This is a genomic window from Xenophilus sp. Marseille-Q4582 (genome assembly GCF_916700565.1).
In the GTDB taxonomy this organism is placed as follows: Bacteria; Pseudomonadota; Gammaproteobacteria; order Burkholderiales; family Burkholderiaceae_C; genus Xenophilus.
Genome location: NZ_CAKAKO010000004.1, coordinates 190932 through 212959, shown reverse-complemented (window position 1 = coordinate 212959; position 22028 = coordinate 190932). Strand labels below are relative to the sequence as shown.

Sequence of the window (22028 nt, the reverse complement as noted above, 5' to 3'; positions counted from 1 at the left end):
CGGCAGGGCAAAGCAAATCGGACCAAATGGGCAGCCGGTCCGGCGTTTCGTTGTGGATGTGCAACATTGCCCGCTCCCTGGCTTTTTCTTCATGCGAAATCGCGGGGCCGGCCACTTGCGGTCCAATCCCTGCCATGAACCGATCCCTGGACCCTCTTCTGGAAGCCGCCGATTCGGCCCTGCGCACCCTCTTCGCCCGCCCTCATGCGAGCCGGCCCGTCCCCCGGGCCACCGAGCCACCGGCCGAGCTCGGCGCCGATGAAAGGCGCGAGGCGGCCGCCCTGATGCGGGTGAACCACGTGGGGGAGATCTGCGCCCAGGCGCTCTACACCGCCCAGGCGGCCGTCACGCGCGACCCCGCACTGCGCGAGCAGCTGCTGCACGCCGCCCACGAAGAGACGGACCATCTGGCGTGGACGGCCCAGCGCCTGCAAGAGCTGGATGACCGCCCCTCGCTGCTCAATCCGCTCTGGTATGCGGGCGCCTTCGGCCTGGGCCTGCTCGCCGGGCGCCTGGGCGATCCGCTGAGCCTGGGCTTCGTGGCCGAGACCGAACGCCAGGTGGAGGCGCACCTGGACAGCCACCTCAGCCGCCTGCCGGAAGGCGACGGCGCCTCCAGGGCCATCGTGGCCCAGATGAAGGAGGACGAGGCCCGCCATGCCCGCTGGGCGCTCGAGGAAGGCGCGGCGGAACTGCCCGCCCCCGCCAAGCGGCTGATGCGCGCGGCGGCACGGGTCATGACCACCGTGGCGCATCGCGTCTAGGGCGGCCCGTCGCCGCCCCCCCCAGGATCAAGCCTCGATCAGCTCATAGCTGGTCGTGATCTCCGCGGTCTTGCCCAGCATGATGGTGGCCGAACAGTAGGTGTCGTGGCTCAGCGCAATCGCGCGTTCGACCGCGGCAGCTGGGATGCCCTTGCCCGCCACCGTGAAGTGCAGATGAATCTTGGTGAACACCTTGGGGTCCTTTTGCGCGCGCTCGCTCGTCAGCTTGACGCTGCACCGCTCGACCGCGTGGCGCCCCCGCTTGAGGATCATGACCACGTCATAGGCCGTGCATCCGCCGGCCCCGGCAAGGACGGTTTCCATGGGCCGCGGCGCCAGGTTCTGGCCACCGTTCTCGGGGCGCGCCGCATCGGGCGCGCCGTCCATGGCGATCAGGTGGCCGCTGCCGGTTTCGGCCACGAAGCCCATGGCGGAACGGGTGCCGGCTTGGCCGGTCCAGCTGACGGTGCATTCCATAGGAAGAATCTGCAGAAATGAAATGAAGGCGGGCGGCGGGCAAAGTTCACGCGCCAGCCCCGGACGTTGCGAAAATGCGATGGACTTGTTGCGTTGCAACAATAAGGGCTTATACTCTAGTCCATCGCACACACCCTGTTGTGTGCACCGGTTGTCTCCTCCACCCTCCCAATTGGTGGATTTGGCCCCGAGTCGCAAGACTCGGGGCTTTTTTCTTGGCGCGGCAAGCCCTGCGCGCCGCCGCTGCCCCGTCAGCAGGGGCCACGTATCATCGCCGCCCCATGCCTCCTTCTCTCACCCCGGCCGATTACCTGCGCAAGATCCTCAACGCGCGCGTCTACGACGTGGCCATCGAGTCGCCGCTGGAGCCCGCGCGCGCGCTGAGCGCACGGCTGAACAACACCGTTTTGCTCAAGCGCGAAGACCAGCAGCCGGTCTTCAGCTTCAAGCTGCGGGGCGCCTACAACAAGATGGCCCACCTCAGCCCGGAGCAGCTGGCGCGCGGCGTGATCTGCGCCTCGGCCGGCAACCATGCACAGGGCGTGGCGCTGGGCGCCCGCAGGCTGGGCACGCGCGCCGTGATCGTGATGCCCGTGACCACGCCGCAGCTCAAGATCAACGCCGTGCGCGGCCTGGGCGGCGAGGTGCACCTGCACGGCGACAGTTATTCCGACGCCTACCAGCACGCCCTCGCGCTGCAGCAGACCGAGGGGCTGACCTTCGTCCACCCTTTCGACGATCCGGACGTGATCGCCGGCCAGGGCACCATCGCGATGGAAATCCTGCGCCAGCACCAGGGGCCGCTCGATGCGGTGTTCGTGGCCATCGGCGGCGGCGGCCTGATCGCGGGCGTGGCGAACTACATCAAGGCCGTGCGGCCAGGCGTGCGCGTGATCGGCGTGCAGACCGACGATTCCGACGCCATGCTGCAGTCGGTGCGGGCCAAGGCGCGCGTCACGCTGCCCGACGTCGGCCTGTTCGCGGACGGCACGGCCGTCAAGCTGGTGGGCGAGGAAACCTTCCGCGTCGCGCAGGACCTGGTGGACGACTACGTGAGCGTGGACACCGACGCCGTCTGCGCCGCCATCAAGGACATCTTCATCGACACGCGCAGCATCGTCGAGCCTTCGGGCGCCCTGGCCGTGGCCGCCATCAAGCAATACGTGGAAAAGCACGGCACGCGCGGGCAGACCTACGCCGCCGTGCTGTGCGGCGCCAACATGAACTTCGACCGGCTGCGCTTCGTGGCCGAGCGCGCCGAGGTGGGCGAGGAGCGCGAGGCGCTGTTCGCCGTCACCATCCCCGAGGAGCGCGGCAGCTTCCGGCGCTTTTGCGAAGTGGTGGGCCAGCTGCCGGGGGCCTCGCGCAACGTGACGGAGTTCAACTACCGCATCAGCGACGCGAACAAGGCCCACGTGTTCGTCGGCCTGACCACCATCGCGCGCGGCGAATCGGCCACCATCGCCGACACCTTCCGCCAGCACGGCTTCGGCGCGGTGGATCTCACGCATGACGAGCTGGCCAAGGAGCATGTGCGCTACATGGTGGGCGGCCGCTCGGGCCTGGCGCATGACGAGCGGCTGCTGCGCTTCACCTTCCCGGAGCGGCCCGGCGCGCTGCTCAAGTTCCTGAGCCTGATGCAGCCCAACTGGAACATCAGCCTGTTCCACTACCGCAACCAGGGCGCGGACTATGGCCGCACGCTGGTCGGCCTGCAGGTGCCCGCGTCCGACGACGGCGCCTTCCAGGCCTTCCTCGAAGAGCTGGGCTATCCCTGGATCGAGGAAACCCACAACCCGGCCTACCGCCTGTTCCTGCAGCAGGGTTGAAGCGCCGCGTGCGCCCTCCCTGCGGCGGAGGGCTCTCCGCAGCGAGGGGCGTGCGGCCTGAAGGGGCGCAATCAGGGGTTCGGCAGCACGGGCGCAGCGCGCGGCGGGGCGTTCTGCGCGCGCACCAGGGCCGGCAGTTCCAGCACGATGGGCGCCGTGGGCGCGCTGTCGGCCACGATGCGCGCGCTGCGGCCTTCCACGGCCTGCAGCACATGGCCGTCGCCCAGGGAAGCGCCGGCACGGTAGGGCCGGGCGGGCTTGCCGTCGATGGCGATGAGCGCCGCCCCCCGCCCCAGGTCGTCGGCCACCACGCCCAGCAGGCGGAAACGGCTCGCCGGGTCCGCCTGCGGACTGCTGGCGGGCGCGGCGGCAGCGGGCGCGCCGAGCAGCCGCGCCACGCCCGCCGCATCGGTCTGCACCGGGGCCGGGGCGGCCACGGGCGGCAATGCGGATTCAGCCGGCGCGGACAACCGAAAGGCCCAGAACACCACGCTGCCCGCCGCAGCGGCCCACAGCAAAGCGGTGCCGACGGCGCTCGGCCACGGGGCGGGTGCGTTCAGGACTGCCATGGGCGGGCATTATCATGCAGCGCACTTCGCTGTCCCGCGGACCCGGCACGCTGTTCCACCGACTGTTCCGGCCTGAGGCTCACCGCCCGGCCGGCCTCCACGCATCCCACCATGCCCGCTTTCCCGCCTGCCCGTTCGCCGCGCCGTCCGCGCGGCTTCACGCTGATCGAACTGATGGTCGTGCTCGTGATCATCGGCGTGCTGGCCGCACTGATCGTGCCCAACGTCATCGGCCGCGCCGACGACGCCCGCGTCACGGCCGCCCGCACCGACGTCAACAACCTCATGAACGCGCTCAAGATGTACCGCCTGGACAACCAGCGCTACCCGAGCGCCGAGCAGGGCCTCAACGCCCTGGTCGCCCGTCCCACCACCGGGCCCGCGCCGCTGAACTGGAAGCCCTACATCGACAAGCTGCCGAACGACCCGTGGGGCCGCCCGTACCAGTACCTGAACCCGGGCCTGAAGGGCGAGATCGACGTCTTCTCCCTCGGCGCGGACGGCCAGCCCGGCGGCGAATCCGGCAATGCCGACATCGGCAGCTGGCAATAGGCCCGCGCCCCCGGGCGCGCGCCGCCCCGCCGCCGCCGGCTTCACGCTGCTGGAGCTGCTGGTGGTGGTGGCGATCATCGCCTTCTCCACCGCGGGCGTGGCCTTCGCCCTGCGCGACAGCGCCCAGGCCCCGCTGGAACGTGAAGCCCAGCGGCTGACGGCCTTGCTGGAGGCGGCGCGCGCCCAGTCGCGCGCCAGTGGGCAGGCCGTGCGCTGGTACCCGACGCCGCAGGGCTTCGCGTTCGATGGCCTGCCGGTGGACGCCCTGCCCACCCATTGGACCCTGGCGGCGGTCCATGCGCAGCCGCTGGACGCGCGGGGCGCGCCCGTCCCCGCCCTGCAACTGGGGCCGGACCCCATCGTGGGTGCGCAGCAACTGCTGCTGAGCACCGATGACCCGGCCATGGGCCGCGTGCTGCTGGGCACCGATGGCCTGCGGCCCTTTGCGGCCCGCCACCTGCCATGAGCCGCCGCCCTTGCGGGCGCGCGCGCCCTTCGCATGCGCGCCACCCCGGCCGGGGCTTCACCCTCATCGAGGTGATGGTCGCCCTGGCCATCACCGCCATCGCGCTGGCCGCCGGCGCCCAGGCCAGCAGTGCGCTCACGCGCAACGCGCAGCGCCAGTCCGACGTCCTGCTGGCGCGGCTGTGCGCCGAGAACATGCTGATCCAGGTGCGGCTGGCGCCGCAGATGCCCCCGGTGGGCGACAGCACGCAGGTGTGCGAGCAGGCGAACACGCGCTTCGACCTCACGGTGTCCACGCTGCAGACCCTGAATCCGAACTTCCGGCGCGTGGACGTACAGGTGCGCGATGCGGCGCAATGGCCCGTCCTGCGGCTGTCCACGGTGGTCGGCAGGTACTGAGTGCGCATGCGCGTGAACGCCCGGCCTGACCCGCTCCTGCCGCCCGGCCCGCCCGAGCCGCGCGCCCTGCGGCGGCACGTGGCCGGCTTCACGCTCATCGAACTGCTGGTCGCGCTGGCGGCCCTGGCCCTGCTCGCGCTGATGAGCTGGCGCGGCGTGGACGCCCTGGCCCGCACCCAGTCCGCCCATCAGGCGCGCAACGACGCTGTGCTGGTGCTGCAGACGGTGCTGGCCCAGTGGCGCGCCGACCTCGATGCCGCCGCCCCGCCCGATGCCCGCACGCCGCCCATGGCCTGGGACGGCCGCACCTTCCGCCTCACGCGGCGCATCCAGACCGGCGCCGGCCCCGCCCTGCAGGTGGTGGCCTGGACGCTGCGCGGCGACGCCAGCGGCGCGCACTGGTGGCGCTGGCCATCGGCCCCCCTGCGGTCGCGCGCGGAATGGGACTTGGCCTGGGACCGGGCCGCCCAGGGCCTGCAGGACGGACTGCCCGCCGACGCCGCGGCCACCCCCCTGCTGCCGCTGGCCGCCTGGTCGGTGAGCTATTACGCCAACGGCGGCTGGGGCAGCAGCGCCCCGCCGGCTGCGGCGGACAACGCGGCCCCCGGGGCCGACGGCGTGCGCCTGGTGCTGGAGCTGCCCCCTTCCTCCGGCCTCGCGGGCGCGATCACGCAGGACTGGCTGCGGCCCACGCAGGGCATCCCGCGCGGAGGCTGAGGCATGGCCCCCCTTCCTTCAGCCCTGCGCCTGCCGCGTCCGCACGCGCGCCGGTCCATGCGCCAGCGCGGCGCGGCCCTGCTGGTGGCGCTGCTCACGGTCACCCTGGTCGCCACCTTCGCCGCCGCGGCCCTGTGGCAGCAGTGGCGCGCCACCGAAGTCGAGGCGGCCGAGCGCGCGCGCCTGCAATCGGCCTGGGTGCTGGTCAGCGCGCTGGACTGGGCACGCCTGATCCTGCGCGAGGACGCCCTGAACGATGCCCGGCTCAAGGCCGGCGCCTCGGCCACCGGGGTCGTCGGCAGCAGCCACAAGCGCCCGGCCGACCACTTGGGCGAGCCCTGGGCGATCCCGCTGGCCGAGGTGCAGCTGCGCGCCTTCCTGAGCGCCGAGCAGAACGTGGCCGCCGACCAGCTGGACGACCTGCCCCAGGCCTACCTCTCCGGGCGCATCGTGGACGCCTCCTCCAAGCTCAACGTGCGCAACCTGGTGGCGAACGGCCAGCCCTCCGAGCCTGCCGTGCGGGCCTTCCAGAAGCTTTTCGCGATCCTCTCGCTGCCCCAGGAGCAGGTGACGACGCTGGTCCGGGGCCTGCAGCGCGTCTGGCCTGCGGCGCCCGGCAAGGACACCGAGGGTGATGCGGGGGCCGGCCCGCAGGCCGGGCGCAGCGACGCCGACGTGCCGCTCACGCCCAGCCGGCTGGAAGACCTGGTCTGGGTGGGCCTGCCGGCTTCCACCCTCGAGGCGCTCAAGCCCTACGCCACGGTGCTGCCCGCCGCGGCGCCCACGAAGGTCAACATCAACACCGCCAGCGCCGAAGTGCTGGCCGCGAGCAGCGAGAAGCTGGACCTGGCCGGCGCCCAGCGGCTGGTGGAGCAGCGCCAGCGCGAGTATTTCGACACCCTGGAGATGGCCAACGCCCTGCTGCCCAACCTCGACGCCCCGCTCTCCAGCGCCCTGCATGGCGTGGACACGCAGTATTTCGAGGTGCACGGGCGCCTGCGGCTGGACCGCCTGTGGGTGGAGGAGCATTCGCTGCTGCAGCGCAACGGCGCGACATTGCAGGTGCTGTGGCGCGATCGCGGCGCAGGCACCGAGACGCGCCGCCCTTAGCAACGCGCCGCGGGGGCCGCCCCCCGACCGGCCGCTTTTCTGGCCGACTGCACGTCTCCCGCGTGACCCTGAGAGCCGCGCCTCCCGCACGCCTGACGCTGTCCGCGCCCGCTTCAGGCTCGGGCTTCAAGCTTCAGCTTGAGATCAGAATTAATTTCTGATGTGGAATTTTTTTCCACATCGACATATGATTCCCGCAGCGCCTGCGTGAACGGGCGCAGAAGGAGACCTCGGTGATTCACGCCTCTCAGGCCCTACAGGGGCCCGCTCCCCGGTCGCGCCCCCCTCTCCGGCAGCGCATGGACGCGCGCGTCCCGCCGCAGCGCTGACACCCCGCGCCGGCCACCGGCCTCGCGCGACCCTGCCTTCCCGAACTTCCGCCACGCGCGCCCTGCCGGCGCGCGCGCCTGGCTGCGCGCCCGCGCCGCCGCCCCTGTTCATTCCACCCGTAGAGGAGATCACCCGATGGCTCACGCCGATTCATTGACATTCAAGCTGGCGGCCGTGGCCGCGCTGGCCCTGGCGGTCACCGCCTGCGGCGGGGGCGGCGGCGGAGGCGGCATCCCGGCCGAGCTGATCGCGCAGATCACCAATCCGCCGCCCACCCCCACGCCCACGCCGGAACCCGAACCGCAGCCCGAGGAGCAAGAGGTCTACTTCGACCCGTACTACAACGTCTGCCGCGGCACGAATGCCAAGTGCTACAACGACTGGGGCGCCTTCGCCTCCACGCCCAACCGCGTGCTGATCTATTCGCGCACCGCCGGCCCGCGCCATGCCAACCTGGGCACGCCCATGGCCGCCGGGCTGAACCCCGAGATGAATGCCGACAACGTGATGCAGGCCGGCCTCAAGCGCATGCTGGAGGCCGAGGGCATCGCCGTGGACTGGACCGAGGACGTCACGGTGCTGGCGGGCCGCATCAACAACTACAAGACCGTCATCTTCGCCAGCTCCAACCGCGACACGCTGTGGAACGATGCGTCGGAGACCAGCAAGGATGCGGCGCGCACCGCGCTGCGCAACTACATGCGGCGCGGCGGCGGCTTCGTCGGCCTGCACAACGCCTTCGGCGCCGAGTACAACTGGCCCTATTACGAAGGCCTGCTGGGCAACGCCAACTTCTACAACCACGGGCCCAACCGCGCCGGCGACGTGGAGGTGGTGGCCGAGGACCCGTCCACGAAGGAGCTGCCCACGCGCTTCACCTTCCAGGACGAGTGGTACAACCTCGAGCCCTTCCCGACGCACGTGAAGTTCCTGATGAAGGTGGACACCTCCACCCTCAAGCCGCTCACTTCGGCCCCGCATCCGGGCCATGCGGACTTCCACCCCGTCACCTGGTGCCAGTACTACGACGGCGGCCGCGCCTGGCTGACCACGCTGGGCCACAACGCGGACTCCTTCACCGCCACCCACACCGGGCCCGGCGCCGAGTTCTTCCAGAAGATGGTCGTCCAGGGCGTCAAGTCCACCATGGGCCTGACCGATTTCTGCACGCCCTGAACGAAACCGTCCCGCAGGCCCGGGCGGCCTGCGGCCTCCGCCCTTTCCGCGTCCGACCATGAAACTCCGTTCCCTCGCACTCGCGCTGCTGTCCGGCGGCGTCATCGCCACGCCCTTGTTGCTCACTGCCTGCGGTGGCAGCTCGGGCGGCGGCTTTCCGCTGCCGCCGCCTCCCACACCCGCGCCGCCGGCCCCGCCGCCGCCCGCCGCACCTTCCGCCGCCGCGCTGGCGGACTGCTGCACCGACGGCGACCAGGACTTCCCCAAGGTGGGCGGCAACCTGGGCAACCAGAACTACACGAAGCTCGCCCGGATCGACCGCAGCCGCGTCGGCCAACTGGGCGGCGCCTGGGTCAACAAGGTGGAAGGCGGCACCGTCACCGGCAACAGCCAGAGCACCACGGTGGTGGTGGACGGCGTGATCTACATCGAATCGGACCAGGGCAACCTGATCGCCGTGGACGGCAAGACCGGCGTGACCAAGTGGAAATGGACCACGCCCTACGGCAGCATCACGCGCCGGGGCGCCGCCGTGGCCAAGGACCTGGGCCTGGTCTACACGGTGGCGAACGGCAACCGGCTGATCGCGCTCGACAAGGACACCGGCAAGCTCAGGTGGGTCAAGCAATACCCCACCGCCAACACCGACGCCGATTACCTGGGCGCGGTGCAGAAGGTGGCACTGGTCTACCACGACAAGCGCCTGTACATCGGCACCAACGACGGCAACCGCGGCGCCGCCTTCTCGGCCGATGCCGCCACCGGCAAGGTGCTCACGGTGTTCTGGGGCGTGCCGCGCGCCGGCGAGCGCGGCTACGACACCTGGGGCGGCGCGCCCGAGTCGGACCGCACCGGCGCCACGCCCTGGATCCACCCGGCCGTGGACCCGGAGCTGGGCCTGGTCTACTGGACCTTCGGCAACGTGCGCGGCGGCTCCTCGCAGAACGGCTCCACGCGGCCGGGCCTCAACCTGTTCGCCAACTCCATCGTCGCGCTGGACCTCAAGAGCGGCGAGTACAAGTGGCACTTCCAGTCGGTGCACCACGACATCTGGGACATGGACAACGTGATGTCCCCCGTACTGGCCGACGTGAAGATCAACGGCGCCGACCGCAAGGTGGTGATCTACGGCAGCAAGACCGGGATGTACTACATCCTCGACCGCAAGGACGGCAGCGCCCCGCTGGGCATCGACGAAGTCGCGGTCAAGCAGGATGCCCGCCAGGCCACCTGGCCCACGCAGCCCTTCCCACGCCAGGGCGCGTGGACCGAGACCTGCGTGGTGCCGCAGCCGCTGGGCACCGAGGTGCCGGGCAATCCGAACCGCGCCGTGCCCCACTACGTGGCCGGCTGCCTGTACGACCCGCACTGGGACATTCCCGTGCTGTCTATCCCCGGCCACGGCGGCGGCGCCAACTGGAACCACCAGTCCTTCAGCAAGAGCACGGGCCTGGTCTACACCGGCATGGGCTATGTGGCCGCCGCCCATTCGCTCACCGAAAGCAGCAACGGCCTGCGCCCGCCGGGCGAGTACATGACCGGTGCGGTGGTGGCGGTGGACCCGAGCACCAACCTGGTCAAGTGGAAGAAGCCGATGCCCTATTCGCTGGCGCACGGCAACGGCATCCTGAGCACGGCCTCCGACCTGCTGTTCATCGGCCAGCCCGACGGCCACCTGATCGCCATGGATGCGCGCGACGGCACCGAGCTGTGGCGCTTCCAGACCGGCGCCGGCATCAGCGCCAGCCCGGTGGCCTACGAGATCGACGGCGAGCAGTACATCGCGGTGTATGCCGGCGGCACGAGCATCCCCTATGGCAACTCGGCGCCGCGCGGCGACGCGCTGTGGGCCTTCAAGGTCGGCGGCACGGTGCCCCAGGCCGCGACGCCGGGCGGCCCGGATGTGCGCCGGCCGGTCTCCGGCTCGGCCGTGGAAGGCGCTGCGCTGCCGAAGCCGAACACGGTCTATCTGGCCCGCGTGCAGACCAGCACGAACGAGCCCGGCACGACCGAGTCCACCGCCGTGAATGCCATGACGCCCACCTGGATGCGCGTGCCGGTGAACACCACCGTGACCTTCACCAACCCGGCCGACAACCAGCACACGCACTGCGCCACGCAGTTCTTCGAAGGCAAGTTCGACTTCCGCCTGGCGCCGGGCCAGTCGGCGCAGTACAAGTTCGACCAGCCGGGCGAGTACTTCTACAACGACTGCCACAGCCCGCGGCCGACGGGCAAGGTGGTGGTGTACTGAAGACCGCGGGCGGCGCCCCGGGCCGGGCGCCGCGCCCGGACAAGGCAAAAAAAGCCCGCGCCGGCCGGCGCGGGCGCTCAGCGCACGCGGCTCCCGAGCGGCTCGCCGAGCAGGCGGTTGCGCCCGCCCTCGTGCGCCCACAGGCGCTCGTTGCCATGGCCGTCCTCGGCCACGAACAGGATATGCCGGCCCAGCGCCGCGAAGCCGAGCGGCATCGCATGGCCCGCGCCCGGCACCAGGTCGGACATGCGCCGCGTGCCTTTCTCGGTGCCGTCGGTGGTCCACGCCTCGACGCCATGCGTGCCGTCGTGGGCCGCGAACCACAGTGCGCTGCCCATCGGCGCCAGCCGCGCGGGCGCCGCGCTGGCCTGGCCCTTGAAGATGTCGCGCACCTGCTGCGTGCCCTCGGCCGTGCCGTCGCTGCGCCACAGTTCGGCGCCGCTGCGGCCATCGGTGGCGGCGAAGTACAGGCGCTCTTCCACCACGGCCAGCGGGCCCGAGATCGAACCCGCCCGGCCTTCGTGGATGTCCCTGACCAGCACGGTGCCCGCCTCGGTGCCGTCGCTGCGCCACAGTTCGAGCCCGTGAATGCCGTCGTCGGCCGCGAAATAGAGCTGCCCGCCCATGGCCGCCATCAGGGCCGGCGAGGAGGAACCGTCGCCGGGCCGGATGTCCTTCACCCGGCGCGTGCCGGCTTCGGTGCCGTCGCTGCGCCAGAGCTCCATCCCGTGCGTGCAGTCGCGCGCCGCGAAGTACAGCACCGGCCCCAGCGCCAGCAGGTGGGCGACGTCCGCGTCCTCGCGGCCGGGCCGGATGTCCTTCACGAGGCGCGTACCGGCCCGCGTGCCATCGCTGACCCACAGCTCATGGCCCTGGTCCACCGTGGTGGCGGTAAAGAAAAGCTGGCGTCCAGCCGAGGTCAGCTGCCGGGGTCCGGCGCCCGGCGCCAGGTCGCTCACGCGCTCGGGCGCGTCCCCCGGGCCGCGCAGGCGCCACAGCTGCCGGCCCGATACGCCGTCGTCCGCCACGAAGTACAGCGCGCCGGCGTGCACGGTCAGTTCGGCCGGCATGGCGCCTTCGGCGCCGGGGCGCAGGTCGGCCACCTGCGTGGTGCCGGCGGCCGTGCCGTCGGTGCGCCACAGTTCCAGCCCGTGCTCGCCATCGGTGGCGGTGAAATACACATGGCGGCCATGCGCCGTGAGGCCCGAAGGGAAGCTGCTGCGCGCGCCCGGGTGGATGTCCTTGAGCAGGCGCGTGGTGGCGCGGCTGCCCTCGGTGACCCACAGTTCCTGGCCCGACTGCGCATGCGTGGCGGTGAACAGCATGCGAGGCCCCAGCAGCGTGAGCTGGCTGGGCGCCACGAAGGCGCCCGGGCGCATCTGTTCGGCGGGCCGGGGCAGGTCGCCGCCGGCCGCGGCCGCTGCGCCCAGCAGCAGCGCCAGCGCCGAAACGGTACCCAGAAGGCGGCGGTTCATGGCGGTCACGCGCGGCCCTCAGCCATGGAACCAGCGCGCCGGCACGGTGACCAGCTGCGGGAACAGCACCATCAGGAACATGACCGCGAACTCGGCCAGCATGAAGGGCAGCACGCCGCGCGTCACGTCGTCCATCTTCATCTTTCCCACCCCCGCCACCACGTTGAGCACCACGCCCACGGGCGGCGTGATCAGGCCGATGGAGTTGTTGATGATGAACATCACGCCGAAGTAGACCGGGTCGATCCCCGCGGCCTTGACCACCGGCATCAGCACCGGCGTCAGGATCAGGATGGTGGGCGTCATGTCCATCGCCGTGCCCACCGCCATCACCAGCAGCATGATCGCGATCATCAGCAGGATCTTGTTGTCCAGGAAGGGCTCGAGCATGCCCACCACCTTGGACGGCAGGTCGGCCACCGTGATCAGCCAGGCGCTGACCATGGCCGCGGCGATCAGGAACATCACGACCGCGCTGGTCTTGGCCGCGCCCACGAACACGGCGTACAACTCCCTGAAGCTCAGCTTGCGGTAGATGCACGCCGCCACGAAGAAGGCGTACACCGCCGCCACCACGGCCGCCTCGGTGGGCGTGAACACGCCCATGCGCAGGCCCACCAGGATGATCACGGGCAGCATCAGCGCCCAGGCCGCCTCGCGCGCGGCAGCCCAGATCTCGCGCGCGCTCTTGCGCGGCGGCGGCTCGATCTTCTCGCGCCGCACCAGCCAGGCCCAGGTGATCCACAGCGCGCCGCCGATCAGGAGGCCCGGCACGATGGCCGCCATGAACAGCTTGGAGATGGACACGTTGGCCGCCACGCCGAAGATCACCAGCCCGATGCTGGGCGGGATGACCGGGCCGATGATGCCGGTGGCGGCGATCAGGCCGCCCGCGCGGGCCTTGTCATGGCCGGCGCGCACCATCATCGGCAGCAAAAGGGCCGTGAGCGCCGCCGCGTCGGCCACGGCCGAACCCGACAGCGCCGACAGCAGGCAGCCGGCCATGATGGTCACGTAGCCCAGGCCGCCGCGCACATGGCCCACCAGCGCCAGCGCGAGGTTGACGATGCGCCGGGACAGGCCGCCGGCGTTCATGATCTCGCCGGCCAGCATGAAGAAGGGCACGGCCAGCAGCGGGAAGCTGTCGGCGCCGCCGATCAGGTTCTGCGTGAGGATCTGCGCGTCGAACAGGTCGAGCTGCCACATCAGCGCCACGCCGCTGGCCAGCAGCGCGAAGGAAATGGGCATGCCGATGGCCATGGCCAGCAGCAGGGCGCCCAGGAACACGGCGATGGTCATGGCTGGCGCTCCTCGGTGCGCGATGGCGGGGGGGACGTGCCGGCCGGGCCCTGCGGACCCAGCACCTGGGCCAGCGCGCCGGCCTCCTCCGATTCCTGGATGGCGACCAGCTCCTCCTCGGCCATGCGGCCGGTGAGCAGGCGCCCCAGGTCCAGCAGCAGCACCAGCCCCGCGAAGACGGCGAACACGACGCCCGAGAGGTAGACGATGGCCATGGAGGCGCCGGTGACCGGGGCCTGCACGTCCCAGTTGATGCGCGTTTGCGCCACGCTGCCCTGGAACAGCAGCCCCAGCATGTACAACATCAGAAGGTAGCTGAGCGCCAGGCAGGCCTTCTTGCCCCAGGCCGGCAGGCGCGCCACCACCATGTCCACGCCCAGGTGCGCGCGCTCGCGCAGGGCCACGATGGCGCCCAGGAAGGTGATCCAGATGAACAGCCAGCGCGAGACTTCCTCGGACAGCGTGATGCCCGAGTTGAAGCCGTAGCGCAGCACCACGTTGCCGAACACCAGCGCCACCATCACCGCCAGCATCAGCGCGATCAGCGCCTCCACCGCGCGGCAGGCGCCGTCGATCCATCGATTCATTGCTTGTCTCTCCACCCGGCCGGCGGCGGGGGCCGGCCGATCGACTTCTGAAAACGGGCCGGTGCCCCGCCAGAACACCGGCCCGCACCCGCGTGTGGCCATGGGCACACGCAAGGGCCCTGCCCGGGCTACCGGCGCCCGTCGTTCACCAGCTGCACCAGCGCGCGCAGCGCCGCCAGGTAGGACTGCGGCCCCAGCCCCTGCACCGTGCCGCGCACGGCCGGCGAGATGATCGAGTGCGCCCGCCAGGGCTCGCGCGCCGCGATGTTGGACATGTGCACCTCGATCACCGGGAAGGGCATCGCCTTGATCGCATCGTGCAGCGGCACGCCGTGCTGCGTGAGGCCCGCCGGGTTGACCAGCGCGCCCTGCGCGTCGTCGATGTGCGCATGCAGGAAGTCGATCAGCGCGCCCTCGTGGTTGGACTGCAGCGTTTCCAGGCGCACGTCCAGTTCGCCGGCCAGCGCCTGCAGGCGGGCATTGATTTCGGCCAGCGTCGTCGTGCCGTAGATGTGCGGCTCGCGGCGCCCGAACAGGTTCAGGTTCGGGCCGTGGAGGACGAGGATTTTCATGGTCTCAGGAGCGGTGTGACAGGAAGCAGGTCGGGCCGGCGTTATTGCTTGCGGATGCGGGCCAGCTCGTCGTTGTAGAGCTTGACGATGGCGGGGTCGTACTGGGCGGAGAACTTCTCCAGCGCGGGCTGCGCGATCTGGCGCATGCGGGCCTGTTCGGCCGGGCTCACGACGTTGAACTGTGCGCCCCTGGCCTGCAGGTCGCCCACGGCCTTCTGCGCGGCGGCGCGGCTGACCTGGCGCTGGTAGGCGCGCGACTCGTCGGCCGCTTCCTGCATCCACTTCTGCTCGGTGGGCGTGAGCTGGTCCCAGAACTTCTTGCTCACCAGCAGGATGTTGGCGGCATAGACATGGTTGGTGGCGCTGACGTACTTCTGCACCTCGTAGAACTTGTTCGACAGGATCACGGCGAAGGGGTTTTCCTGGCCGTCCACGGCCTTGGACTCCAGCGCGCCGTACAGCTCGGCGAAGGGCATCGGCACCGGGTTGGCCTTGAAGGCGCGGAAGGTGTCGAGGAACACCGGGTTCGGGATCACGCGGATCTTCAGGCCGGCCAGGTCCTCGGGCCTGGTGATCGGGTGCTTGCTGTTGGTGACGTTGCGAAAGCCCAGGTCCCAGTAGCCCAGCGCCACCAGGCCCTTCTCGGGCAGCTTGGCGATCAGCGCCTGGCCCAGCGGGCCGTCCAGCAGCGCATCGGCCTGCGTGAAGTCGGCCACCGCGAAGGGAAAGTCGATCAGGCCGAATTCCTTGACGATGCCGGCCAGCGAAGTGGTGGCCGGCGAGTACATCTGCTGCACGCCGCCCTGCAGCGCCGACTGCTGCTGCTGCTCGTTGCCCAGCTGGTTGGACGGGAACTCCTGCACCTTCATCTTGCCGCCGCTCTTGGCCGAAAGAATCTCGGCGAAGCGCTTGACGCCGAAGCTCACGGGATGGTCGGGGTTGTTCAGGTGGCCGAAGCGGATCAGGCGCTCCTGCTGCGCCAGGGCGGGAACGGCAAGGGCCAGGCAGAGGCTGGCCGCGGTCAATGCGCGAAGGATGTTCAAGGCTTGTCTCCGTTGAAACGAATGGAACGACGGCGCGCCCGGCGGCCGACGTGGCAATGGTATCCATATTGGAAGTAATTTCCAAATTGAAATTTCATTCCTCCATTTGATACAGTGAGGCCGGCGGTCCGCGATCGGGCCGTGCTGAACACGAGGTCCGACATGAAACACCCCCCATGCTTTCCCGCCTCGCGCGGTTCGCGGCCCCCCGAGGGGGCGCGCCGGCGGCTTCGGACGGCGGGGCGCCACTGACATGAGCGCCGTGATGGAGCGCAGCTTCAAGGTGCTGGAAGAGCTGGCGCGGCACCCCCAGGGCCGCCCGCTGTCCACGCTGGCGGCCGAGCTGGACATTCCGCTGTCGGCCACGCACCGCCTGCTCACCGAGCTGATCCGCTGCGGCTACGTGCGCCAGGACGCCCGCGACGGCCACTATTTCCTCACCATCAAGCTGGTGTCGCTGGGCCTGAGCTACCTGAGCAACTCCGGGGTCGTGGACGTCTCTCAGCCGCTGCTGGACCAGCTGGCCGCGGCCTCGGGCGAGCTGGTGCGCCTGGCCGTGGTGGACGACGAGGACCTGATCTTCGTTGCCAAGGCGCAGGGCGCCACGCACGGCCTGCGCTACGACCCGGACATGGGCCTGTCGGTGGCGCTGTCGTGCAGCGCGGCCGGCCACGCCTGGCTGTCGACGCTGCCCGAGGACGACGCTCTGGCCCTGGTGGCCAAGAAGGGCCTGGGCAAGCCCGAGCAGTTCGGGCCGCGGGCGCCCACCACCCTGCAGGGCGTGATGGCCTATGTGAAGGCGGCGCGCGAGCGCGGCTTCAGCATGATCAACGAGGTGTTCGCGCCTGGCATGACGGCCATGGCCGCCGCGGTGATCGGCGCCCAGGGGACAGCGATCGGCGTCATCACCATCGCCGGGCCCGCCGTGCGGCTGACCGAGGAACGCATGCAGGCGCTGGGGCCGGTGCTGCGCCAGACCGCGGCCGACGTGGCCCATGCCAGTGCCGCCTCGGCGCTGTTCAAGCGGCGCGCCTGAGGCGCGCCGTGGCCGCTCCCGCCGACCCGGCGGGGCCGGCCTCGCCGGCACGGGGCACAGGCGCCGCCCCTGGGTGGCCCGCGGCGCAGCCGGCGCGCGCAGCCCCGGTGGCAGCGCCCACTTTGCGTGCGATCCACGCAACGCCTCGGGGGTCGGGCCCAGGACCAGTTGTCACAACTCTGTCGCACAATCGCCTCGGCCCGGCGCCCCCGTCGAGGGGAAAGCGCTCGGCGCGCCCCCCTGGATTCGGCGCCTGCTGACCGTCGGCCTGCGCGGCCAGGCGCCTTTCCTGCCCTGCCTATGTCTCTGATCCTTGTCCAGCCGCCCCCTCCCGCCTCGCCGCCGGGTGAGGACCACCTGTGGGCGCGCAGCGATGCCGCACGCACGCAGGTGACGGGCCAGGGCCGCGCCGCGCCGGCCCTGCTGCCCGGCCCGGGCGAGCTGACGCTGGTGGTGCCGGCCGCGGCGCTCTCGTGGCACACGGTGACGCTGCCGCGCGGCACGCTCAACGCCGGCGCCCGCCTGCGCAGCGTGCTGGCCGGCCTGCTGGAGGAGCGGCTGCTCGACGAGCCCGACCAGCTGCACTTCGCGCTGGAGCCGCACGCGCGCGAGGGCGCGCCCGTCTGGGTGGCCACCTGCCAGCTCGCCTGGCTGCGCGACGCCATCCAGACGCTGGAAGCCGCCGGCCGCCGCGTGGGCCGGCTGCTGCCGGAGTTCGCCCCACGCGCGCCCGACGCGCCGCCCGCCTTCCATGTCACCGGCCAGCCCGAGGACGCCCGCATCACCTGCTGCGACGCCAGCGGCGTGGTCACGCTGCCGCTGGCCGCGGGCCTGGAGCTGCTGCAGCCGCCGCTGCCCGAAGGCAGCACCTTGCACGCCGAGCCGGCCGTCGCGCAGAGGGCCGAGCAGCTGCTGGGCAGCGCCGTGCCGCTGCAGACGCCGGGCGAGCGCTGGCTGCAGGCGCTGGCCACGCACTGGGACCTGGCGCAGTTCGAACTGGCCCGCACCGGCCGCGCCCGCGCCGGCAAGACGCTGGCCGGCTGGGCCCACACGCTGTGGCGCGCGCCGCGCTGGCGCGCCGCGCGCTGGGGCGCGGGCGTGCTCATCGCCACGCAGCTGATCGGCGTGAACGCCTGGGCCTGGAAGGAGCGCCGGTCGCTGCAGGCCAAGCGCGACGCCGTCGCGCAGACGCTGCGCACCACCTTCCCGCAGGTGCAGCTGGTGATCGACGCGCCGCTGCAGATGCAGCGCGAAGTCCAGGCCCTGCAGCAGGCCACCGGCGGCCTGACCGCCGCCGACCTGGAGCCCATGCTCACGGCCCTTTCCGGCAGCCTGCCGGCGGGGCGCGTGCCCACGGCCCTCGACTACAGCGGCGGCCAGCTGCGGCTGCGCGGTCTGGGCCTGTCGCCGGGCGAGCTCTCGGCCCTGGCCACGCCCCTGGCCGCCCGCGGCTACCACGCACGCGGCGAAGGCGACCTGCTGCTCGTGCAAGCCTCGGAGACCCGCGCACCATGAGCTTCGCGACGACGAGCGCCGCGCGGCTGCGCGGCTGGTGGAACGGCCTGGCGCCGAAGGAGCGGCGGCTGCTGGGCGTGGCCGGCGCCGTGGTGGGCGTGGCGCTGCTGTGGTGGATCGCCCTGGCGCCCGCGCTGCGCACGCTGGCGGCCGCGCCCCAGGAACATGCGCGGCTGGACGCCCAGCTGCAGCAGATGCGCGCCCTGCAGACCCAGGCGCGCGCGCTGCAGGCGCAGCCGCGCGCCGAGCGGCAGGAGGCCCTGCGCGCACTCGAAAGCAGCCTCCAGGGCGGCCTGGGCGGCCAGGCCCAGATGCAGGCCCAGGGCGGCGAGGCCGTCGGCGTGGCGCTGCGCAACGTGCCCGCCGGCGCCCTGGCGGGCTGGCTGGCCCAGGCCCGTGCCAATGCGCGCGCGGTGCCGCGCGAGCTGCACCTCACGCGCAGCGCCGGCGCGCCCGCCGGTGCCACTGCCGCCACGGTCGCCGCTCCCGCCGGGCCGGCCAACCGTTCCCGCACGCTGCCGCGCACGCCCGAGGCCGCCGGGGCGGCGCCCGGCACGCCCGCGGCGCCCGCCGCCCCGGCGGCCGCGCCGGCCCTCGGCGGCGCGAGTCCCCTCGTCCACTGGGACGGCACCCTGGTGCTGGCCCTGCCCGCCCCGTGAAGCCGCGCCGCACGCCCCTGCCGGGCCGGCGCGCAGCGCGCGGCGGCGCAGAGGCCCCTGCGCGCGCGCCCTGGGGCTGGGCCCTGGGCGGCGCCGTGCTGGGCATCCTGCTGGCCACGCTGCTGTGGGCACCGGCCCGCTGGCTGGCCGCGGGCCTGCAGCAGGCCAGCGGCGGCAGGGTGCAGCTGATCAACGCCCGCGGCACGGTCTGGCAGGGCACCGCGGGCCTGGTGCTGGCCAGCGGCGCCCCCGGCGGCGAAGCCATGGCCCTGCCCGGCCGGCTGGGCTGGCAGCTGCGCCCGCGCCTGGATGGCCTGCGGGGCCGGCTCGACCTGCCCTGCTGCGCACCGGCGCCGGTCGGCTTCGCGCTGCAGCGGGGCGCGGACGGCGGCATGCAGCTGGCCTGGCAGGATGCCGCCACGCAATGGCCCGCCACCCTGCTCACCGGGCTGGGCGCGCCCTGGAACACCCTCAAGCCCGAAGGCACGCTCACGCTGCGCACGCAGGGCTTCGTGCTGGGCTTCCAAACGGACCGGCTGGCCATCCAGGGCCAGGCCACGCTGGACGCCACCGACATGTCGTCCAGCCTGTCCACGCTGCGGCCCATGGGCAGCTACCGCCTGGCCCTGGCCGGCGGGGCGGCGCCCAGCCTGCTGCTCACCACGACCGGCGGCGCGCTGCAGCTGGCCGGCAGCGGCCTGTGGACCGGCCGTTCCATGCGTTTCAGTGGCGAAGCCAGCGCCGCCGCGGGCAGCGAAGACGCGCTGTCCAATCTCCTGAACATCATCGGCCGCCGCGACGGTGCGCGCTCGATCATCAACCTGAGCTGACTGAGTCATGAAAACCCTGCGTTCGCGCAACGCCCTCGCCGCGGCCTTGGTCGCCCCCCTGCTGCTGCTCACGGCACCGACGACGGGCGTGGCCCAGGTCGCGCGCGGCGAGCCCGTGACGCTGAACTTCGCCAATGCCGACATCGAGGCCGTGGCGCGCACCATGGCCGTCATCACCGGGCGCGACGTGGTGGTGGACCCGCGCGTCAAAGGCACCCTCAACCTGGCCACCGAACGCGCGGTGAGCCCGGCCGTGGCCTTCGAGCAGTTCAGCGCCGCCCTGCGGCTGCAGGGCTTCGCGGTGGTGGTGTCGGAGGGCCTGTACAAGGTCGTGCCCGAGGCCGAGGCCAAGCTGCAGACCGGCACCGTCGCCACGGCCACGGCCGGCCCGGGCGCCGCCAGCGGCAACCAGATCGTCACGCAGGTCTTCAAGCTGCACCACGAGTCGGCCAACAACGTGCTGCCCGTGCTGCGCCCGCTGATCGCGCCCAACAACAGCATCAACGTGAGCCCCGGCAACAACGCGCTGGTGATCACCGACTATGCCGACAACCTGCGGCGGCTGGCGCGCATCGTGGCCGCGCTGGACGTGCCCAATGCGTCGGACGTGGAAGTGATCCCGCTGCGCCATTCGATAGCGACCGACCTGGTGCCGCTGGTGCAGCGCCTGGTGGAAGGCGGCGGCGCCACCGGCCTGCCAACCGCCGCGACGGCCGGCGCGGCCGCGGCCCCGGGCGGCGACGCGTCGTTCCGCACCTCGCTGCTGGCCGACCCGCGCAGCAACGCGATCATCGTGCGCGCGGCCAACCCCGCCCGCGTGCAGCTGGTGCGCTCGCTGATCGAGAAGCTGGACCGCGCGCCCATCAACAGCGGCAACGGCGCGGCGGGCAACATCTACGTGGTCTACCTGAAGAACGCCGACGCCGTGCGCCTGGCCGCGACGCTGCGCGCGGCCATCGCGGCCGGCACGCTGAACGCCAGCGGCCAGCCGGGCGCGGCGGCGGGCGCACCGCTCGGCAACGTCCAGCAGCAGGCGGGCCTGGGCCTGCAGCAGGCACAGCAGGGGTTCAACGGCAGCAATGCCAGCGGTCTGAGCAGCGCCGCCACGGCGCCGGTCAACAACGCCAACCAGCCCTCGGTGGGCGGCCAGATCCAGGCCGACCCGAGCACCAACTCGCTGATCATCACGGCGCCCGAGCCGCAGTACCGTCAGATCCGCGCCGTGATCGACCGCCTGGACAGCCGGCGCGCGCAGGTGCTGATCGAAAGCCTGATCGTGGAAGTGAACGCCGACAAGGCCGCCGAGTTCGGCGTGCAGTGGCAGACCGCGCTGGGCAGCGAAGTGGCGGCGGGCACCAACTCCAGCCTGGGCGGGCAGGCCAACATCCTCGACCTGGCGCTGGGCATCGCGGCCGCGGCCGCCAACCCGACGGCCGCCACCCTGCAGAGCCTCACGCTGCCGTCCAGCGGCTTGAACATCGCCGCGGGCAACCGCCGCAACGGGCTGGGCTTCATCGCCCGCTTCCTGGCCGCCAACGGCGAGGGCAACGTGCTCTCCACCCCCAACCTGCTGACGCTGGACAACGAGGAGGCGAAGATCGTCGTGGGCCAGAACGTGCCCTTCGTGACCGGCCAGTTCACCAACACGGGCGCGGGCACGGCCCAGGTCAACCCCTTCCAGACCGTGGAGCGCAAGGACGTGGGCCTGACCCTGCGCGTGCGGCCGCAGATCAGCGAGACCGGCACCGTGAAGATGACCGTGTTCCAGGAGGTCTCGGCCGTGGTGCCGGGCACCGAAACGCGGCCCAACGGCCCCACCACCAGCAAGCGCGCCATCGAATCGAGCGTGCTGGTCGAGGACGGCGGCCTCATCGTGCTGGGCGGCCTGCTGACCGACGAGTATTCGGCCGGCGAGGAGAAGGTGCCCGGCCTGGGCGACGTGCCGGTGGTCGGCAACCTGTTCAAGAGCGAGACGCGCAGCCGCCGCAAGAACAACCTGATGGTCTTCCTGCGCCCGACCATCGTGCGCGATTCGCTCTCAGGCGATGCGGTCACGGCCGACCGCTACGACATGCTGCGCGCGCTGCAGCAGAACAGCCAGCCGCGCAGCAGCGCGATCCTGGGCGCGGTCAACGACGCCCCCGTGCTGCCCGCGCTGCCCGAGACGCGCACGCCCGATCCTTCGCGCCGCATCGAAGGCACGCGCCTGATCCCGCCGCCGCTGCCGCCCGCGCCCGCAGCGCGCGCGCTGCCGTCCAGCGACTGGGACCCGATGCGCGGCGCCTTGCCGCCGACCGACGACCCGTCGACCCAACAGCGTCTGCCCTGATGATGCAGCCCCCACGCTCATCGCTTCGCGCATCGCTGCCC

The 22028-nt window shown here is 71.8% G+C and carries 21 protein-coding genes; 14 read left to right on the top strand and 7 right to left on the bottom strand.

The annotated features are described in order from the left end of the window. The first annotated feature begins 134 nt into the window (after positions 1-134). Positions 135-764, top strand: coding sequence for a 2-polyprenyl-3-methyl-6-methoxy-1,4-benzoquinone monooxygenase (gene coq7 / locus LG388_RS16345; RefSeq protein WP_225783800.1), 630 nt, complete (start codon positions 135-137; stop codon positions 762-764). A gap of 27 nt (positions 765-791) precedes the next feature. Here coq7 and LG388_RS16340 read toward each other — a convergent pair whose 3' ends face one another. Next, complete coding sequence (locus LG388_RS16340) at positions 792-1241, bottom strand: OsmC family protein (RefSeq protein ID WP_225784402.1); 450 nt, start codon at positions 1239-1241, stop codon at positions 792-794. Positions 1242-1522: 281 nt separating this feature from the next. Here LG388_RS16340 and ilvA point away from each other — a divergent pair, with 281 nt between their 5' ends. Further along, complete coding sequence (gene ilvA / locus LG388_RS16335; protein WP_225783799.1) at positions 1523-3070, top strand: threonine ammonia-lyase, biosynthetic; 1548 nt, start codon at positions 1523-1525, stop codon at positions 3068-3070. Between the two features lie 71 nt (positions 3071-3141). Here ilvA and LG388_RS16330 read toward each other — a convergent pair whose 3' ends face one another. Beyond that, positions 3142-3639, bottom strand: coding sequence for a type II secretion system protein N (locus LG388_RS16330; protein ID WP_225783798.1), 498 nt, complete (start codon positions 3637-3639; stop codon positions 3142-3144). 111 nt (positions 3640-3750) lie between these two features. Here LG388_RS16330 and gspG point away from each other — a divergent pair, with 111 nt between their 5' ends. The 7 genes from gspG (at position 3751) to LG388_RS16295 (ending at position 10642) form a co-directional block, all read left to right on the top strand. Then, positions 3751-4191, top strand: a complete 441-nt coding sequence (gspG, locus tag LG388_RS16325; protein ID WP_225783797.1) for a type II secretion system major pseudopilin GspG — start codon at positions 3751-3753, stop codon at positions 4189-4191. After that, complete coding sequence (locus tag LG388_RS16320) at positions 4166-4657, top strand: Tfp pilus assembly protein FimT/FimU (protein WP_225783796.1); 492 nt, start codon at positions 4166-4168, stop codon at positions 4655-4657. The genes gspG and LG388_RS16320 overlap by 26 nt, the downstream gene beginning before the upstream one ends. Then, entirely contained in the window at positions 4654-5055 is a 402-nt protein-coding gene (gspI, locus tag LG388_RS16315; protein ID WP_225783795.1) for a type II secretion system minor pseudopilin GspI, read from the top strand. The genes LG388_RS16320 and gspI overlap by 4 nt, the downstream gene beginning before the upstream one ends. Before the next feature lie 6 nt (positions 5056-5061). Then, positions 5062-5772, top strand: a complete 711-nt coding sequence (locus tag LG388_RS16310; protein WP_225783794.1) for a type II secretion system protein J — start codon at positions 5062-5064, stop codon at positions 5770-5772. A gap of 3 nt (positions 5773-5775) precedes the next feature. After that, positions 5776-6882 carry a type II secretion system minor pseudopilin GspK gene (gspK, locus tag LG388_RS16305; RefSeq protein WP_225783793.1) on the top strand — a complete coding sequence of 369 codons (1107 nt, stop codon included), beginning with the start codon at positions 5776-5778 and terminating at the stop codon, positions 6880-6882. Positions 6883-7347: 465 nt separating this feature from the next. Further along, positions 7348-8388, top strand: coding sequence for a ThuA domain-containing protein (locus LG388_RS16300; protein WP_225783792.1), 1041 nt, complete (start codon positions 7348-7350; stop codon positions 8386-8388). Positions 8389-8446: 58 nt separating this feature from the next. Then, on the top strand, positions 8447-10642 hold the full coding sequence (locus tag LG388_RS16295; RefSeq protein ID WP_225783791.1) for a PQQ-binding-like beta-propeller repeat protein: 2196 nt from the start codon (positions 8447-8449) through the stop codon (positions 10640-10642). A 77-nt stretch (positions 10643-10719) separates the two neighbouring features. Here LG388_RS16295 and LG388_RS16290 read toward each other — a convergent pair whose 3' ends face one another. From LG388_RS16290 to LG388_RS16270, 5 genes are all read right to left on the bottom strand, one after another. Then, positions 10720-12117: an ELWxxDGT repeat protein gene (locus LG388_RS16290; protein ID WP_225783790.1), complete on the bottom strand. Its 1398-nt coding sequence runs from the start codon at positions 12115-12117 to the stop codon at positions 10720-10722. 18 nt (positions 12118-12135) lie between these two features. Then, positions 12136-13416: a TRAP transporter large permease subunit gene (locus LG388_RS16285; protein WP_225783789.1), complete on the bottom strand. Its 1281-nt coding sequence runs from the start codon at positions 13414-13416 to the stop codon at positions 12136-12138. Beyond that, on the bottom strand, positions 13413-14003 hold the full coding sequence (locus tag LG388_RS16280; RefSeq protein ID WP_225783788.1) for a TRAP transporter small permease: 591 nt from the start codon (positions 14001-14003) through the stop codon (positions 13413-13415). Before LG388_RS16280 ends, LG388_RS16285 begins: the two co-directional genes overlap by 4 nt. Positions 14004-14131: 128 nt before the next feature. Next, on the bottom strand, positions 14132-14575 hold the full coding sequence (locus LG388_RS16275; RefSeq protein WP_225783787.1) for a type II 3-dehydroquinate dehydratase: 444 nt from the start codon (positions 14573-14575) through the stop codon (positions 14132-14134). A gap of 41 nt (positions 14576-14616) precedes the next feature. Then, a complete protein-coding gene (locus LG388_RS16270) occupies positions 14617-15618 on the bottom strand; it encodes a TRAP transporter substrate-binding protein (RefSeq protein ID WP_225783786.1) in 1002 nt (333 codons plus the stop codon). Positions 15619-15871: 253 nt separating this feature from the next. On the opposite strand from LG388_RS16270, the gene LG388_RS16265 reads away from it, so the two are divergent. The 5 genes from LG388_RS16265 to gspD all read left to right on the top strand — a co-directional run bounded on the left by LG388_RS16265 (position 15872) and on the right by gspD (position 21987). Beyond that, complete coding sequence (locus tag LG388_RS16265; protein WP_225783785.1) at positions 15872-16654, top strand: IclR family transcriptional regulator; 783 nt, start codon at positions 15872-15874, stop codon at positions 16652-16654. 300 nt (positions 16655-16954) lie between these two features. Next, a complete protein-coding gene (gspL, locus tag LG388_RS16260) occupies positions 16955-18169 on the top strand; it encodes a type II secretion system protein GspL (RefSeq protein ID WP_225783784.1) in 1215 nt (404 codons plus the stop codon). Continuing rightward, complete coding sequence (gene gspM, locus LG388_RS16255; RefSeq protein ID WP_225783783.1) at positions 18166-18828, top strand: type II secretion system protein GspM; 663 nt, start codon at positions 18166-18168, stop codon at positions 18826-18828. The genes gspL and gspM overlap by 4 nt, the downstream gene beginning before the upstream one ends. Then, positions 18825-19658 carry a type II secretion system protein N gene (gene gspN, locus LG388_RS16250; protein WP_225783782.1) on the top strand — a complete coding sequence of 278 codons (834 nt, stop codon included), beginning with the start codon at positions 18825-18827 and terminating at the stop codon, positions 19656-19658. The genes gspM and gspN overlap by 4 nt, the downstream gene beginning before the upstream one ends. Positions 19659-19665: 7 nt before the next feature. Next, complete coding sequence (gene gspD / locus LG388_RS16245; protein WP_225783781.1) at positions 19666-21987, top strand: type II secretion system secretin GspD; 2322 nt, start codon at positions 19666-19668, stop codon at positions 21985-21987. Positions 21988-22028 lie beyond the last annotated feature (41 nt).

Coding starts and splice junctions, on each gene's coding strand:
- coq7 (WP_225783800.1), top strand. CDS start 135: ATGAACCGATCCCTGGACCCTCTTCTGGAAGCCGCCGATTCGGCCCTG.
- LG388_RS16340 (WP_225784402.1), bottom strand. CDS start 1,241: ATGGAATGCACCGTCAGCTGGACCGGCCAAGCCGGCACCCGTTCCGCC.
- ilvA (WP_225783799.1), top strand. CDS start 1,523: ATGCCTCCTTCTCTCACCCCGGCCGATTACCTGCGCAAGATCCTCAAC.
- LG388_RS16330 (WP_225783798.1), bottom strand. CDS start 3,639: ATGGCAGTCCTGAACGCACCCGCCCCGTGGCCGAGCGCCGTCGGCACC.
- gspG (WP_225783797.1), top strand. CDS start 3,751: ATGCCCGCTTTCCCGCCTGCCCGTTCGCCGCGCCGTCCGCGCGGCTTC.
- LG388_RS16320 (WP_225783796.1), top strand. CDS start 4,166: ATGCCGACATCGGCAGCTGGCAATAGGCCCGCGCCCCCGGGCGCGCGC.
- gspI (WP_225783795.1), top strand. CDS start 4,654: ATGAGCCGCCGCCCTTGCGGGCGCGCGCGCCCTTCGCATGCGCGCCAC.
- LG388_RS16310 (WP_225783794.1), top strand. CDS start 5,062: ATGCGCGTGAACGCCCGGCCTGACCCGCTCCTGCCGCCCGGCCCGCCC.
- gspK (WP_225783793.1), top strand. CDS start 5,776: ATGGCCCCCCTTCCTTCAGCCCTGCGCCTGCCGCGTCCGCACGCGCGC.
- LG388_RS16300 (WP_225783792.1), top strand. CDS start 7,348: ATGGCTCACGCCGATTCATTGACATTCAAGCTGGCGGCCGTGGCCGCG.
- LG388_RS16295 (WP_225783791.1), top strand. CDS start 8,447: ATGAAACTCCGTTCCCTCGCACTCGCGCTGCTGTCCGGCGGCGTCATC.
- LG388_RS16290 (WP_225783790.1), bottom strand. CDS start 12,117: ATGAACCGCCGCCTTCTGGGTACCGTTTCGGCGCTGGCGCTGCTGCTG.
- LG388_RS16285 (WP_225783789.1), bottom strand. CDS start 13,416: ATGACCATCGCCGTGTTCCTGGGCGCCCTGCTGCTGGCCATGGCCATC.
- LG388_RS16280 (WP_225783788.1), bottom strand. CDS start 14,003: ATGAATCGATGGATCGACGGCGCCTGCCGCGCGGTGGAGGCGCTGATC.
- LG388_RS16275 (WP_225783787.1), bottom strand. CDS start 14,575: ATGAAAATCCTCGTCCTCCACGGCCCGAACCTGAACCTGTTCGGGCGC.
- LG388_RS16265 (WP_225783785.1), top strand. CDS start 15,872: ATGAGCGCCGTGATGGAGCGCAGCTTCAAGGTGCTGGAAGAGCTGGCG.
- gspL (WP_225783784.1), top strand. CDS start 16,955: ATGTCTCTGATCCTTGTCCAGCCGCCCCCTCCCGCCTCGCCGCCGGGT.
- gspM (WP_225783783.1), top strand. CDS start 18,166: ATGAGCTTCGCGACGACGAGCGCCGCGCGGCTGCGCGGCTGGTGGAAC.
- gspD (WP_225783781.1), top strand. CDS start 19,666: ATGAAAACCCTGCGTTCGCGCAACGCCCTCGCCGCGGCCTTGGTCGCC.